Source organism: Pseudomonas sp. 10(2024) (assembly GCF_045164175.1).
Taxonomy (GTDB): Bacteria; Pseudomonadota; Gammaproteobacteria; order Pseudomonadales; family Pseudomonadaceae; genus Aquipseudomonas; species Aquipseudomonas alloputida.
This window is the reverse complement of record NZ_CP174006.1, coordinates 4,673,403-4,687,568: the sequence shown is the minus strand read 5'-3', so window position 1 is coordinate 4,687,568 and position 14,166 is coordinate 4,673,403. Positions and strand designations below refer to the sequence as shown.

The following is a 14,166-nucleotide window of genomic DNA, read 5'->3' as shown; positions in this document are numbered from 1 at the left end:
CTCTTTGTTGTGGGTGAATCAGATGCTCAGGGTCCAGTCCAGCACCCAGAAGCCGGGCTCCAGCCGCGGGCGGGGCAGGTCGCTGGTGTACAAGGCGCGTTGGTAGTCCAGGCGCAGGCGGCTGCCGGGCAGGCTCAGTTCCAACCCTGCGGCGGCCCCGGCCAGGCGCTGTGACGGTTCGCCTTCGGCGGTGCGAACCCAGCCCAGGTCCAGGCCGATGTAGGGGCGTATCTCGAAAGGTGGGGCCCAGGTCCGTGGCAGCGCCTGGCTGAACGTATTGCGCCAGACGGCGCTGCTGGCACCGGAGTAAGTGTGCAGACGAAAGCCGCGGACAGCCGAATCGTCGCTGACCAGCAGCTGTTCGACGGCAGGCAGCGGGTCACGGCTGTACTGCATGGCCAGCTCGCTCTGCCAGCGCCAAGGGCTGGGTGCCGGGCCTTGACGCAGGTGCAGCAGGTTGGCGCGGTACTTGCGAAAGTCCGGGCGCAGGCGTTGAGCACCCAGGGGCGAGCGGTCGGCACCCAATGCGTCAATGCCTTGGGCAACGCCGAAGTAACCGTTCCACAAGCCACTTTCGAGCCACAGCAGGTTGATGCCGGCCTCTACCGTGGCCAGCGTCGGGCTCTGCTGGACGATAACCGCGCCAGCGCTGCGGTTGATCAGCTGCTTGCGGTCCAGCCGGGCGCTGGCGCTGAGCATGCCTTGCTGGTTGCGCCACAATACCCGCTCGACACTCAGGCCCTGATAGCTGCTGCTGCCGTCGGCAGCCTTGTCGCTGTAGGGGAGGGGGGCTTGATAGCTTAGCTGGCTGGCGCTGAGGGCAAAGGTCCAGGCGCCGTAGGGGATGCTGTAGTACAACGATATCCCTTGGCTTTGGCCGGGCGTATCGAGCACCGTGCGGGTCAACGACAGGCGCAGCTCATCATTGAGGCCAAGCGGGCTGTCCAGGCCAATGCCGAGGTTGACGCGGTGGCGGCCGGTCAGCTCGCTGCCCCGGTTGTCGAAGCGGCTGTCCAGGTGCCAGCGTGAAGCAACCTTGCCCGGCTGCACGACCACGCGGGTGCCGCCCTGCAGTTCGCCGGGCAGCAAGGTGGCGCCCAGTTCATAGGCGCGAAGGCGGTTGAGCTGGTCCAGGCCTTGCTCAAGGTCGGGCAGGTACAGTGGCTGCCCAAGCAGGCCTGGGAAGGCACTGGAGAGAGACAGGGGCAGGTCGGGGCCAGCCAGTTCGATGGTTTCGACAAAACCTTCGACAATGACGATGTCCAACGGCATGCCCTCTGCTGGGGGCTGCCGCAGGTAGGGGCGGCTGGTTGGGTAGCCGGCTTGTACATAACGTTGGGTGATGGCTTTGAGCAGCCGGTTGATGTCGGCAATGCCCATGCAGGCAGGCGTGAGGGCACGGAGGGTGGGCGCCAGTGCCGAGTTCGAAAGCCGGTGCATGCCCGCCACGCGCACGCCATCGATTGCCCAGCAGCGATCATCGTGCGGGCGGTGGGAAGTGCTGTTGGTCGGTTCAGCCGGGACGGATATACGCTGCCAGCGTTCCAGCCGCTGCTGTTGCTCGAGTTGCCGCAGCCCATGCTGTTGATCGCGCAGCTGCTGGCTGGCAGGGTCGTCGGCCAGCACCTGGGGAACGGACAGCAAGCCAGAAAGGCAACCGGCCGACAGCCAATGGGCGATGCGGTGAATCAGGCACGGCATTGAAGCACCCCGCAAATGATGTACGGTTTTCGTACTCGTCTGCGTGGATGCTAGAAATTAAGCTACTCGTATGGATGCAGTACCCTGCCTAAGCACCTGTCAGGCAAGTTCGCGCTAAATGGTGAGAAGGTTCCTACAACTTTTGCCGGAAGGCTCTATATCAAGGGCGGATCTCGATCAGCGTTCCATCCCGAACCAGGTCCCACACTTCCTGCATGTCGCGGTTGCGCATGGCAATGCAACCATCCGTCCAGTCCAGGGTATGGAAGTACCATTCCGGGTATTCATCGTTGATCGGCGTGCCGTGAATCATGATCATGCTGCCGGCATTCACCCCTGCCCGGGTCGCGCGGGCGGCATCGCTGATGTTCGGGTAATTGATGTGCATGGCCAGGTTGAAGCGGTCGCTCTGCTTGCGCCAGTCCAGCCAGTACAAGCCCTCGGGGGTTTTCTTGTCGCCTTCGCGTTCCTTGGCGCCCTTGGGCTGCTTGCCCAGCGAAATGCGGTAGGTTTTCAGCGGCTCGCCGCGGCTGATCAACTGCAGGCGGCGCTCCGACTTGATCACCAGCACCTTGTCGATCAACGGTTGCATGGCTTGCTGCGAAGGCGAGGGAGTTTGCGCTGCCGGCGCGGGCTTGCGGATGATGGTTTCGGTGAAGGCCGCCTGGGACACCGAGGTAACGCAAAGGCAGAAAAGGGCAAGCAACCAGCGCATGTAACAGTATCCCTGAAGGCGTTTAGGTGTGTGGCGAAACGTTCATCGGCGGCAGGTATTCATGGCCTATGGGGTAGTGCTGGCCGATGCGGTCGCGATAGTAGCATTCTAGTGTGCGAGTGACGGTGCGGAAAGCCAGCTCGTCCCACGGTATCTCATGTTCTTCGAACAGCCGCACCTCCAGGCTTTCGACACCGACGGCAAAGTCCAGGTCCGCCAACTCGGCGCGGAAGAACACATGCACCTGGCTGATGTGCGGCAGATCGAACAGCTGGTACAGGGACGTCGGCCCGACCCGGGCGCAGGCTTCCTCGACGGTTTCGCGACGCGCGGCCTGGTCGAGGGTTTCGCCGTTTTCCATGAAACCGGCGGGCAGGGTCCAGAAACCCCGGCGCGGCTCAATGGCGCGGCGACACAGCAACACCTGGCTGCCCCAGGTCGGCAACACGCCGGCCACAATGTTGGGGTTCTGGTAGTGGATGGTCTGGCAAGAGCCGCAGACGTACCGCAGGCGGCTGTCGCCCTCGGGGATCCGCTGAGTGACCGGTTGGCCGCATGCGCTGCAGAATTTCATGTGTGGTTCCTTATGCTCAAGGCTATCTTGGCGCGGCCACCGTGCCGCCGCAAGCGCTGGGGCTTGGGTGCTTCGCGGCTTTGGTGCATCATGCAACACAGGACCTGGATACGAGCGTGCGCAATGCTGGACGAGCTACTTCGCCGAATGAGCAACCACCAACCCGCGTCATTGGAAACCGACAGGCGGTTCCCCGAAGCGGCGGTCCTCTTGCCCATTACCCGCAGCGAAGCGCCCGAACTGGTCTTGACCCTGCGCGCCAAGGGCCTGTCTACCCACGGTGGTGAAGTAGCCTTTCCCGGTGGCCGCCGCGACCCGGAAGACCCGGACCTGGTCTTTACTGCCCTGCGCGAGGCTGAAGAAGAAATCGGCCTGCCCCCTGGCCTGGTGGAGGTGATTGGTCCGCTCAGCCCGCTGATTTCGCTACATGGCCTGAAAGTGACGCCATTCGTCGGGCTTATCCCCGACTTCGTCGAATATCGCGCCAATGATGCCGAGATCGCGGCAGTATTCACCGTGCCGCTGGAATTCTTCCGGCAGGACCCGCGCGACCATACCCACCGTATCGATTACCAGGGGCGTAGCTGGTATGTGCCCAGTTACCGCTATGGTGAATACAAGATCTGGGGGTTGTCGGCGATCATGATCGTCGAGCTGGTCAACCTGCTGTTCGATGCCGGTATCAGCCTGCATCAGCCCCCGGAGCGTTACATCGAAAATTGAGCGGGGCCTACCCCGCCATCTGCGTCGCAGCCTGAGGAACAAGCATGAAATATCGCCTGGGCGACCTGCGGGTCGAGAGCCACCCCACCAGTTGGGCCGCCCCCAACGCCACGCTCATTGGCAGCGTGCGCCTGCAAGCCCATGCCAGTGTGTGGTTTGGCGCGGTGTTGCGCGGTGATAACGAGCTGATCGACATCGGCGAAGGCAGCAACGTGCAGGATGGCACGGTGATGCACACCGACATGGGCTCGCCACTGACGTTGGGCAAGGGCGTGACCGTTGGCCACAATGCCATGTTGCATGGCTGCACGGTGGGCGACTTCAGCCTGGTCGGTATCAACGCAGTGATCCTCAATGGCGCGCGCATTGGCAAGCACTGCATCATCGGCGCCAATGCACTGATCGCCGAGGGCAAGGAAATTCCGGACGGTTCGCTGGTGATGGGCTCGCCGGGCAAGGTGGTACGCGAACTGACCGAGCAGCAGAAGCGCATGCTTGAAGCGAGTGCCGCACATTACGTGCACAATGCCCAGCGCTATGCGCGGGATCTGGTGGTTGATGATGAGTGAAGTGGTCGAGCGGCCGGTGGCTTCGCCGTGCGTGAGCATTTGCGCGCTGGACGAGCAGGATATCTGCACAGGCTGCCAGCGTACCGTGGCCGAGATTGGTCGCTGGGGGCGGATGGACAACGACGAGCGTCGGGCGGTGCTCAAGCGTTGCCATGAACGGGCAGTAGAAGCCGGCCTCATCATGCAGGCCTGACGCGAACCCTGTAGGAGCGGGTTTACCCGCGAACACCGGCGAAGCCGGTGCCATGCACCGCAGTGGCAGCTTCGCGGGCACGCCCGCTCCCACAGGTACAGCGACAGCCTTGAGGGCTGCACATCTGTGGGGGCGGGTTTACCCGCGAACGGCCCAGCGGTAATCTGTGCGGCTTGCCCACAGACAGCCCGCCATGTTCTATCTGATTGCCTACATCAGCAGCGTAGTGCTGATCAACTACGCCTTCTCCAGTGCCCCGCATCTGGACATCATCTGGTCCGCCTGGGGCGGCCTGGTGTTCATCCTGCGCGATATGGTGCAGACCCGTTTTGGTCATGGCGCCCTGTTCGCCATGCTGGTGGCACTGGTGCTGTCCTATGTCACCTCGGAACCGGCCATCGCCCTGGCCAGCGCCACTGCGTTCTTCATCTCCGAGCTGATCGACTGGCTGGTGTTCAGCATCACCCGTCGGCCGCTGCGCGACCGCCTGTGGCTCAGTTCGGCGCTGAGCATCCCGGTGGATACCTTCATTTTCTTCGGCATGATCGGCGCGCTGACCCCGGCAGTGATCGGCACCGCGATGGCCTCGAAATTCGCGGGTGTAACGGCGGTGTGGCTGGCCATGGCATTTCGCGCCCGGCGGGCCGCCGTGGCCGGTTGATGGTGTAGAATAGCGGTCCTTTTTCAGCGGGTGGCGCCTAGCCTGGCGCGGCCCCGGATGCCTTCGAGGACCTGAAATGACCCGTATCGGAACCCCATTGTCGCCCACCGCGACCCGTGTACTGCTCTGCGGCTGTGGCGAGCTGGGCAAGGAAGTGGTAATCGAGCTGCAGCGCCTGGGCGTCGAAGTAATCGCCGTCGACCGCTACGCCAATGCTCCGGCAATGCAGGTGGCGCACCGCAGCCATGTGGTCAACATGCTCGATGGCGTTGCCCTGCGCGCGGTGATCGAAGCCGAGAAGCCGCACTACATCGTGCCGGAAATCGAAGCCATCGCCACCGCCACCCTGGTCGAGCTGGAAAACGAAGGCTTCACCGTGGTGCCCACCGCCCGCGCCACCCAGTTGACCATGAACCGCGAAGGCATCCGCCGCCTGGCGGCCGAAGAGCTGGACCTGCCAACCTCGCCGTACCACTTCGCCGACACCTATGAAGACTACGCCAAGGCTGTAGCCGACCTGGGTTACCCGTGCGTGGTCAAGCCGGTGATGAGCTCGTCGGGCAAGGGCCAGAGCCTGCTGCGCAGCGATGCTGACCTGCAGAAGTCGTGGGACTATGCCCAGGAGGGCGGCCGCGCTGGCAAGGGCCGGGTGATCGTCGAAGGTTTCATTGACTTCGAATATGAGATCACCCTGCTGACCGTGCGCCACGTGGGCGGTACCACCTTCCTTGAACCCGTTGGCCACCGTCAGGAGAAGGGCGATTACCAGGAGTCCTGGCAGCCACAGGCCATGAGCCCGAAGGCGCTGGCTGAATCGCAGCGCGTGGCCAAGGCGGTCACCGATGCCCTCGGCGGTCGTGGCCTGTTTGGTGTGGAGCTGTTCGTGAAGGGCGACCAGGTGTGGTTCAGCGAAGTGTCGCCGCGCCCGCATGACACCGGTCTGGTCACCCTGATTTCCCAGGACCTGTCGCAATTCGCCCTGCATGCCCGCGCCATTCTCGGCCTGCCGATTCCGGTGGTGCGTCAGTTCGGCCCGTCGGCTTCGGCAGTGATCTTGCCCGAAGGCCAGTCCCAACAGACCAGCTTCGCCAACCTGGGCGCAGCGCTGAGCGAGCCGGATACTGCCATTCGCCTGTTCGGCAAGCCGGAAATCAATGGCACCCGCCGCATGGGTGTGTGCCTGGCGCGTGACGAATCGGTCGAACTGGCGCGGGCCAAGGCAACCCGTGCTTCGCAGGCGGTCAAGGTCGAGTTCTGATCCGAGAGTGTTGGGGCTGCTTCGCAGCCCTATCGCGACACAAGGCCGCTCCCACAGGGATAGTGCAGCTTCCAGGCTTACGCGATCGCTGTGGGAGCAACTGTCTTGCTCAATTTCTAAAAGCTGGCGCCTTCCCTGTGGGAGCGGGCTTGCCCGCGAACACGGGCGAAGCCCGTGCCATCCACCACGGTGTTGGCTTCGCGGGCAAGCCCGCTTGTGTCGCGATAGGGCCGCAAAGCGGCCCCAGTGGCTTACAGCGTGGTATTGCGCGTCTCTTTCAGGCACAGCACGGCAATCAGGCTGATCACCGCCGCCACCGACACATAACCCCCCACCCAGCTCAACCCCCCCATGCTCACCAGTTTCTGGGCAAAGAACGGTGCCGCCGAGGCGCCGACGATACCGCCCAGGTTATACGCCGCCGAGGCACCGGTATAGCGCACGTGGGTCGGGAACAGCTCTGGCAGCAATGCACCCATCGGCGCGAAGGTCACGCCCATCAGGAACAGCTCGATGGCCAGGAACAGCGCCACGCCCGCAGTCGATCCCGAGGTCAGCAGTGGCTCCATGGTAAAGCCCGAAGCTATCGCCAGCAGACCGCCGACGATCAGTACCGGCTTGCGCCCGTAACGGTCACTGAGCCAGGCCGACAACGGTGTGGCCAGTGCCATGAACACCACCGCGAAACACAGCAGGCCAAGGAACGTTTCGCGGCTGTAGCCCAGTGTGGTCACGCCGTAGCTCAGCGAGAACACCGTGGAAATGTAGAACAGCGCATAGCACACCACCATGGCCGCAGCGCCCAGCAGGGTTGGCAGCCAGTATTTGGAGAACAGGTCGACCACCGGCATTTTCACCCGCTCGTGGCGGGCAACGGCCTTGGCGAACACCGGGCTCTCTTCGAGCTTCAGGCGCACGTACAGGCCTACCAGTACCAGTGCGGCGCTGAGCAGGAACGGAATGCGCCAGCCCCACTCGCGGAACTGCTCGTCGCTGAGCACCAGGGCCAGGGTCAGGAACAGGCCGTTGGCCGCCAGGAAGCCGATTGACGGGCCCAACTGCGGGAACATGCCGAACCAGGCCCGCTTGCCTTCCGGGGCGTTTTCGGTAGCCAGCAGGGCCGCGCCACCCCATTCGCCGCCCAGGCCCAGGCCTTGGCCAAAACGCAGCAGGCAGAGAATGATCGGCGCCCACACGCCAATGCTGTCATAGCCCGGCAGCACGCCAATGGCGGTGGTGGATACGCCCATCAGCAGCAGCGAAGCGACCAGCGTCGACTTGCGGCCGATGCGGTCGCCAAAATGGCCGAACAACGCCGAGCCCAGCGGGCGGGCGAGGAAGGCGATACCGAAGGTGAGGAAGGCGGCCAGCATTTGCGCGGTGCCCGACCCGGAAGGGAAGAACACCGGGCCGATTACCAAGGCGGCGGCGGTGGCGTAGACGTAGAAATCGTAGAACTCGATGGCGGTGCCGATGAAGCTGGCAGTGGCTACCCGCGCAGGCGAGTTGACTGGCGCGGCAGGCGCTTGGGCATAAGTGCTGCTTGTCATTGAGGAGGTCCCTGACAGTCTGGTCCGGCTCCATGGGCTTGGCCCGCGACGGCATGCCCTGCAAAAGGGCGGGTACGGTTAAGCGGGCGCCGGAGCGTTTTATTGTGTGCGCCCGACTGACGATAGCCCAAGGGGGTAGGGGCGGGGCGGGTACTGTTCGGGGTGTTGACGCAGGACCGCAGGGCGTATCAGTGGAGCGGACTGGCCGTGGAGCGCCGGGTGCGGGTAGCGGGCGTGACGGCGGGGCTGGGTAAGCGTGACCCGAGTATAGCTATCGGGTCACGGTCCACACCAGTACCTTGCTGGCGCAATTGTCCTCTGTTTCAAGGATTTCCAGGCGATAGCGGCCTATTTTCAGGCAAACAGCGCTTTCCGGGATGCTTTCCAGCGCCTCGGTGACCAGCCCGTTGAGGGTTTTCGGCCCGCCGTCGCAGGGCAGGTGCCAGCTCAGGGTGCGGTTGATTTCGCGTAACGAAGCGGTGCCATCGATGACGAAGGTACCATCGGGTTGCGGGTGCACATGCGGGTTTTCCAGGCTTTGCTCGTCCTCGAACTCGCCTACGATCTCTTCGAGAATGTCTTCCAGGGTGACGATACCCAGTACTTCGCCGTACTCGTCCACCACCACGCCCAAGCGGCGTTGCTGCTTGTGGAAGTTCAACAACTGCATTTGCAGGGGCGTGCTTTCCGGTACGAAATAAGGTTCGTAGCAGGCGCTGTGCAGCGCTTCCAGGGTCAGCTCGGCCTTGGGCAGCAGGTGGCTGATCAGCTTGGTGTTGAGGATCGCTTCGACCTGGTTGATGTCGTTGTGGTAGACCGGCAGGCGGGTGTGGCGGCTGACGATCAGCTGCTCGACGATGCGTTCGATCGGCTCGTCGAGGTTGATGCCATCCACTTCGTTGCGCGGCACCAGGATGTCGTTGACGGTGATCTTGTCCAGCGACTGCAGGCCGTCGAGCAGACCCTGGCGAGGTGCTTCGTGCTGTTCATCCTCATCGAAGTCGTCGGCCTCCTGCGTGTGCAGGGCCACCGCCGTGGGCTGTGCCCGGAACGGGCGCAGAATCAGCTTGGCGGCGCCGTCCAGCAGGCAGGCCAGTGGCTGCAGCAGTGCAAGAGGCACTTTCAGAAGGCTGGCACCAAGGCTCACGAACGCCTGCGGGTTACGCCGGGCCAGGCGCCGCGGCAGGTACTCGGCAAACACCAGCAAGGTGAGGGTCGCGGCCAGGCCTGCCAGCCAGAAGCCGTGCTCGCCACTCTGGCGCTGGCCCACCAGGCAGGCCAGCCCCAGCACCAGCAGCTTGCCCAGGCTGGCGCACAGCACCAAGGCCTGGGCTGGCAGCACGGGATGGCCGTCTTCGCCGGCGCGCAGTGTGCCATTGAGCTGCAGGCGGGCAGCCTCCACGGCAGTGAACAGTGCTGACCACAAAAGGGCCAGTGCCAGAGTGCCGAATAGCGGTGCGTACGGCAGGGTGTCCATGGGCGGCCGTCAGATATGCAAGATGAATTCGCGAACCAGCTTGCTGCCGAAATAGGCCAGCATCAGCAGGCAGAAACCGCTCAGCGTCCAGCGGATGGCCATGTGGCCCCGCCAACCCAGGCGGGTGCGGCCCCACAGCAGCACGCTGAACACCACCCAGGCGACACAGGCCAGCAAGGTCTTGTGCGCCAGGTGCTGGGCGAACAGGTTGTCGAGGAACAGCCAGCCGGAGATCAGCGACAGCGACAGCAGGCACCAGCCGGCCCAGAGGAAGCCGAACAGCAGGCTTTCCATGGTTTGCAGTGGCGGGAAGTTGCGGATCAGCCCGGACGGGTGCTTGTTCTTCAGCTGGCGGTCCTGCAGCAGCAACAGCAGCGACTGGAACACCGCGATGGTGAACAGCCCGTAGGCCAGGATCGACAACAGGATGTGCGCAAGGATGCCGGGTTCTTCGTTGATCAGCGGTACCGTGCCGGGGGGGGCGAACTGGGCCAGCAGCGCGGTCACCGCACCCAGCGGGAACAGCAGCACCAGCAGGTTTTCCACGGGTATGCGCAGGCAGGCCAGCAGGGTCAGGGAGATGACGGCCACGGCGATCAGGCTGGCGGCGCTGAAGAAGTCCAGGCTCAGGCCCAGCGGGGTGATCAGCTGGAAGAACAGTGCACCGGCCTGGGCCAGGACCGCGATGGCACCCAGCAGGCCAAGCAGGCGCTTTTCGGCTTTGCGGCCCTGGGACAGGTATGAGCCCTGGTAGATGGCCGCCGCTATATATAGGCCGGCTGCGATCAGGTTGGGGATGAGGCTGGGTGAGGAGACCATAAGTCCTGGTTGGCGAGCCTTTAAAGAGACGGAGTTTGGCATAGATTCCGCTGATCAAGGAAGACTGAAGGCTTGTGTCGGGGCATTCGCGGGCACGCCCGCTCCCACAGGTATGGCGCAGGCCTGCAAGCAGTGAGGATCCTGTGGGAACGGGCGCGCCCGCGAAGAGGCCAGCACAGCCACCGAATATCTACCAAGGTGTGCGTCGCCGCTGCACTTCGCTATAATCGCCGCCTTGCTGTGCCCGGCGGGTGTGTGTTTCCCCCCTGGCACCTGACAAACCTCGGCTTTACTGGGCCTGAAAGGATCACCATGTTCGAAAACCTGACCGACCGCCTGTCACAGACGCTGCGCCATGTCACCGGCAAGGCCAAGCTGACCGAAGACAACATCAAGGACACGCTGCGCGAAGTGCGCATGGCGCTGCTCGAGGCCGACGTTGCCCTGCCGGTAGTCAAGGATTTCGTCAACAGCGTCAAGGATCGTGCGGTCGGGACCGAGGTGTCGCGCAGCCTGACTCCGGGCCAGGCCTTCGTGAAGATCGTCCAGGCCGAGCTGGAAAGCCTGATGGGCGCGGCCAACGAAGACCTCGCACTGAACGCCGCCCCGCCTGCCGTCGTGCTGATGGCGGGCCTGCAAGGCGCCGGTAAGACCACCACCGCCGGCAAGCTGGCGCGCTTTCTTAAAGAGCGCAAGAAAAAGAGCGTGATGGTGGTGTCTGCCGACGTCTATCGTCCGGCGGCGATCAAGCAGTTGGAAACACTGGCCAACGATATCGGCGTCACCTTCTTCCCGTCCGATATCAGCCAGAAGCCGGTGGCCATCGCCGAAGCCGCCATCCGTGAAGCCAAGCTGAAGTTCATCGACGTGGTCATCGTCGACACCGCCGGCCGTCTGCACATCGACGCCGACATGATGGACGAGATCAAGGCGCTGCACGCTGCCGTCAAACCGATCGAGACGCTGTTCGTGGTCGACGCCATGACCGGCCAGGACGCTGCCAACACCGCCAAAGCCTTTGGCGAGGCGCTGCCGCTGACCGGTGTGGTGCTGACCAAGGTTGACGGTGACGCCCGTGGCGGTGCTGCACTGTCGGTACGTGCAATCACCGGCAAACCGATCAAGTTCATCGGTATGGGTGAGAAGACCGAGGCCCTCGAGCCGTTCCACCCCGACCGCGTCGCTTCGCGCATCCTCGGCATGGGCGACGTGCTCAGCCTGATCGAGCAGGCTGAGCAGACCATCGACAAGGCCAAGGCCGACAAGCTGGCCAAGAAGCTGAAGAAGGGCAAGGGCTTCGACCTCGAAGACTTCCGTGACCAGCTGCAGCAAATGAAGAACATGGGCGGCCTCGGCGGCCTGATGGACAAGCTGCCAAGTATCGGCGGGGTCAACCTGTCGCAAATGGGCAACGCCCAGGGCGCGGCCGAAAAGCAGTTCAAGCAGATGGAAGCGATCATCAACTCCATGACCCCGGCCGAGCGTCGCGACCCTGACCTGATCAGCGGTTCGCGCAAGCGCCGTATTGCGTTGGGTTCCGGTACCCAGGTGCAGGACATCGGCCGGCTGATCAAGCAGCACAAGCAGATGCAGAAGATGATGAAGAAGTTTTCTGCCAAAGGCGGCATGGCCAAGATGATGCGCGGCCTCGGTGGGATGCTGCCAGGTGGCGGCATGCCAAAGCTGTAACCCCTGATCCGGGTGCCTGCCTTTTGTCGGGCAGGCGCCCAGAACCCCCGCTGTAGCGGGGCAACAGCCGCGAATTTCGCGGCGCAACCGGCAAATCTGGACGGCAGGGCGAGGCCTTGCCGAAAAAGTCATTTGCAAATGTCCGTGTATTCCCCGAGAATATGCGGCCTTTTGGGCACCCGTGTGCCTATTTGGCATTCAGATTTGCAGTACCAGCTGCTGTATCAACTGCAGCACCGACTATAGGAACGATGTTCACATGGTAACCATTCGTCTGGCCCGTGGCGGCTCGAAAAAGCGCCCATTCTACCACCTGACCGTGACCAACTCGCGTAACGCCCGTGACGGCCGTTTCGTTGAGCGCGTAGGTTTCTTCAACCCAATCGCTGCTGGCGCCGAAGTTAAGCTGTCGGTCAACCAAGAGCGCGTCACCTACTGGCTGAGCCAGGGTGCACAGCCGTCTGAGCGTGTTGCTCAGCTGCTGAAGGAAGCTGCCAAGGCCGCTGCCTGAATAGTATGAACGCGACGCCAGAAAAGGCTGACGACCTCATCGTCGTTGGCAAGGTTTTTTCGGTTCACGGCGTTCGCGGCGAGGTGAAGGTGTATTCCTTTACCGATCCGATTGAAAACCTGTTGGATTATCCACGCTGGACGCTTCGGCACGAAGGCAAGGTAAAGCAGGTCGAGCTGGTCAGCGGTCGTGGCTCCCAAAAGGGCCTGGTCGTGAAGCTGAAAGGTCTCGACGATCGCGATGAAGCCCGTCTTCTGAGCGGTTACGAAATCTGCATCCCGCGGAGCCTTTTGCCCAACCTGGCTGCCGACGAGTACTACTGGTACCAGTTGGTAGGTCTGAAGGTCATCAACCAGGACGAACAACTGTTCGGCAAGGTCGATCACCTGTTGGAGACCGGTGCGAACGATGTAATGGTGGTCAAGCCCTGCGCAGGCAGCCTGGATGATCGCGAGCGTCTGTTGCCCTATACGGAGCAATGTGTGCTGGCAATCGACCTCGAAGCAGGCGTGATGCGGGTCGAATGGGACGCGGACTTCTAAACGATGGGTAACCTTCGCGTAGACGTCATCACGTTGTTCCCCGAGATGTTCTCGGCCATCACGGAGTACGGCATTACCAGCCGCGCGGTGAAACAAGGGTTGCTTCAGGTGACTTGCTGGAACCCGCGGGACTACACCACAGATCGTCACCATACGGTAGATGATCGGCCGTTTGGCGGTGGTCCGGGCATGGTGATGAAAATCAAGCCTCTGGAAGACGCCCTGGTTAGCGCCAGGCAGGCGACCGGAGCAGCGGCGAAGGTGATCTACCTTTCGCCACAAGGCCGCAAGCTGACTCAGCAGGCGGTCAAAGGCCTGGCCGAACAGGAATCGTTGATCCTGATCGCCGGTCGTTATGAAGGCATCGACGAGCGCTTTATCGAGGCTCATGTCGATGAGGAGTGGTCGATTGGCGACTATGTGCTTTCCGGTGGCGAGCTGCCGGCCATGGTACTGATCGATGCGGTTACGCGACTGCTGCCCGGAGCTTTAGGGCATGTGGACTCGGCGGAAGAAGATTCCTTCACCGACGGTCTGCTCGATTGCCCGCACTACACCCGGCCTGAGGTGTATGCGGATCAGCGTGTTCCCGACGTGTTGCTAAGTGGCAACCATGCACATATCCGGCGTTGGAGGATGAAGCAGTCCCTTGGTAGGACCTTCGAACGACGCGCCGATCTTCTGGAAAGTCGCTCGCTTTCTGGAGAAGAGAAGAAGCTGCTCGAGGAATATCTCCGCGAGCGGGACGATAGTTAAACGTATCGATGGTGGATCGCGTATCCATCTTAGGAGCACAGCATGACCAACAAGATCATCCAGCAGCTCGAAGCCGAGCAGATGAGCAAGGAAATCCCAACCTTCGCACCAGGCGACACCGTTGTCGTTCAGGTTAAAGTGAAGGAAGGTGAGCGTTCCCGTCTGCAGGCGTTCGAAGGCGTCGTTATCGCCAAGCGTAACCGCGGTCTGAACAGCGCCTTCACCGTGCGCAAGATCTCCAGCGGCGTTGGCGTAGAGCGTACCTTCCAGACCTACAGCCCGCAAATCGACAGCCTGGCCGTGAAACGTCGTGGTGACGTGCGTAAAGCCAAGCTGTACTACCTGCGCGACCTGTCCGGCAAAGCCGCTCGCATCAAGGAAAAACTGTCCTGAGTGCAGTTTGCCCGGTGGCCGAGGCCGCCTAGCGA

Annotated in this window: 16 protein-coding genes; 10 read left to right on the top strand and 6 right to left on the bottom strand. The window is 62.7% G+C overall.

Translation table 11 applies throughout. The annotated features are described in order from the left end of the window. Nucleotides 1-18: 18 nt before the first annotated feature. The 3 genes from ACI7M0_RS21255 to ACI7M0_RS21245 all read right to left on the bottom strand — a co-directional run bounded on the left by ACI7M0_RS21255 (nucleotide 19) and on the right by ACI7M0_RS21245 (nucleotide 2,990). A complete protein-coding gene (locus ACI7M0_RS21255) occupies nucleotides 19-1,701 on the bottom strand; it encodes a ShlB/FhaC/HecB family hemolysin secretion/activation protein (protein ID WP_129933716.1) in 1,683 nt (560 codons plus the stop codon). A 160-nt stretch (nucleotides 1,702-1,861) separates the two neighbouring features. Further along, nucleotides 1,862-2,416 carry a murein L,D-transpeptidase family protein gene (locus tag ACI7M0_RS21250; RefSeq protein WP_010952551.1) on the bottom strand — a complete coding sequence of 185 codons (555 nt, stop codon included), beginning with the start codon at nucleotides 2,414-2,416 and terminating at the stop codon, nucleotides 1,862-1,864. A 22-nt stretch (nucleotides 2,417-2,438) separates the two neighbouring features. Next, nucleotides 2,439-2,990: an NUDIX hydrolase gene (locus ACI7M0_RS21245; protein WP_020191181.1), complete on the bottom strand. Its 552-nt coding sequence runs from the start codon at nucleotides 2,988-2,990 to the stop codon at nucleotides 2,439-2,441. Nucleotides 2,991-3,113: 123 nt separating this feature from the next. Between ACI7M0_RS21245 and ACI7M0_RS21240 the strand changes: the two genes are divergently transcribed. The 5 genes from ACI7M0_RS21240 to purT all read left to right on the top strand — a co-directional run bounded on the left by ACI7M0_RS21240 (nucleotide 3,114) and on the right by purT (nucleotide 6,394). Next, nucleotides 3,114-3,713 carry a CoA pyrophosphatase gene (locus tag ACI7M0_RS21240; protein WP_003252125.1) on the top strand — a complete coding sequence of 200 codons (600 nt, stop codon included), beginning with the start codon at nucleotides 3,114-3,116 and terminating at the stop codon, nucleotides 3,711-3,713. 44 nt (nucleotides 3,714-3,757) lie between these two features. Next, nucleotides 3,758-4,282, top strand: a complete 525-nt coding sequence (locus tag ACI7M0_RS21235) for a gamma carbonic anhydrase family protein (RefSeq protein ID WP_020191179.1) — start codon at nucleotides 3,758-3,760, stop codon at nucleotides 4,280-4,282. A 1-nt stretch (nucleotide 4,283) separates the two neighbouring features. Further along, nucleotides 4,284-4,475, top strand: a complete 192-nt coding sequence (locus tag ACI7M0_RS21230) for a DUF1289 domain-containing protein (RefSeq protein ID WP_162497239.1) — start codon at nucleotides 4,284-4,286, stop codon at nucleotides 4,473-4,475. A 193-nt stretch (nucleotides 4,476-4,668) separates the two neighbouring features. Further along, a complete protein-coding gene (locus ACI7M0_RS21225) occupies nucleotides 4,669-5,136 on the top strand; it encodes a VUT family protein (RefSeq protein WP_014592198.1) in 468 nt (155 codons plus the stop codon). Between the two features lie 76 nt (nucleotides 5,137-5,212). Next, nucleotides 5,213-6,394 (top strand): formate-dependent phosphoribosylglycinamide formyltransferase, encoded by a 1,182-nt coding sequence (gene purT, locus ACI7M0_RS21220; RefSeq protein WP_010952557.1) that lies wholly within the window; start codon nucleotides 5,213-5,215, stop codon nucleotides 6,392-6,394. Between the two features lie 251 nt (nucleotides 6,395-6,645). Here the strand turns inward: purT and ACI7M0_RS21215 are convergent, their stop codons facing one another. The 3 genes from ACI7M0_RS21215 to ACI7M0_RS21205 all read right to left on the bottom strand — a co-directional run bounded on the left by ACI7M0_RS21215 (nucleotide 6,646) and on the right by ACI7M0_RS21205 (nucleotide 10,240). Next, nucleotides 6,646-7,944 (bottom strand): MFS transporter, encoded by a 1,299-nt coding sequence (locus ACI7M0_RS21215; protein WP_010952558.1) that lies wholly within the window; start codon nucleotides 7,942-7,944, stop codon nucleotides 6,646-6,648. Nucleotides 7,945-8,215: 271 nt separating this feature from the next. Further along, on the bottom strand, nucleotides 8,216-9,421 hold the full coding sequence (locus ACI7M0_RS21210; protein ID WP_010952559.1) for a transporter associated domain-containing protein: 1,206 nt from the start codon (nucleotides 9,419-9,421) through the stop codon (nucleotides 8,216-8,218). A 9-nt stretch (nucleotides 9,422-9,430) separates the two neighbouring features. Continuing rightward, complete coding sequence (locus ACI7M0_RS21205; RefSeq protein ID WP_064490840.1) at nucleotides 9,431-10,240, bottom strand: inner membrane protein YpjD; 810 nt, start codon at nucleotides 10,238-10,240, stop codon at nucleotides 9,431-9,433. A gap of 312 nt (nucleotides 10,241-10,552) precedes the next feature. Between ACI7M0_RS21205 and ffh the strand changes: the two genes are divergently transcribed. The 5 genes from ffh to rplS all read left to right on the top strand — a co-directional run bounded on the left by ffh (nucleotide 10,553) and on the right by rplS (nucleotide 14,131). Next, nucleotides 10,553-11,929: a signal recognition particle protein gene (gene ffh / locus ACI7M0_RS21200; protein ID WP_003252139.1), complete on the top strand. Its 1,377-nt coding sequence runs from the start codon at nucleotides 10,553-10,555 to the stop codon at nucleotides 11,927-11,929. Between the two features lie 259 nt (nucleotides 11,930-12,188). Beyond that, nucleotides 12,189-12,440, top strand: coding sequence for a 30S ribosomal protein S16 (gene rpsP, locus ACI7M0_RS21195; protein ID WP_003252142.1), 252 nt, complete (start codon nucleotides 12,189-12,191; stop codon nucleotides 12,438-12,440). Between the two features lie 5 nt (nucleotides 12,441-12,445). Continuing rightward, nucleotides 12,446-12,982 (top strand): ribosome maturation factor RimM, encoded by a 537-nt coding sequence (gene rimM, locus ACI7M0_RS21190; RefSeq protein WP_129933702.1) that lies wholly within the window; start codon nucleotides 12,446-12,448, stop codon nucleotides 12,980-12,982. Between the two features lie 3 nt (nucleotides 12,983-12,985). Then, the gene (trmD, locus tag ACI7M0_RS21185; RefSeq protein ID WP_003252146.1) at nucleotides 12,986-13,738 is read left to right on the top strand and encodes a tRNA (guanosine(37)-N1)-methyltransferase TrmD; all 753 of its coding nucleotides are present in this window, start codon (nucleotides 12,986-12,988) and stop codon (nucleotides 13,736-13,738) included. A gap of 42 nt (nucleotides 13,739-13,780) precedes the next feature. Next, the gene (rplS, locus tag ACI7M0_RS21180; protein ID WP_003252148.1) at nucleotides 13,781-14,131 is read left to right on the top strand and encodes a 50S ribosomal protein L19; all 351 of its coding nucleotides are present in this window, start codon (nucleotides 13,781-13,783) and stop codon (nucleotides 14,129-14,131) included. Nucleotides 14,132-14,166 lie beyond the last annotated feature (35 nt).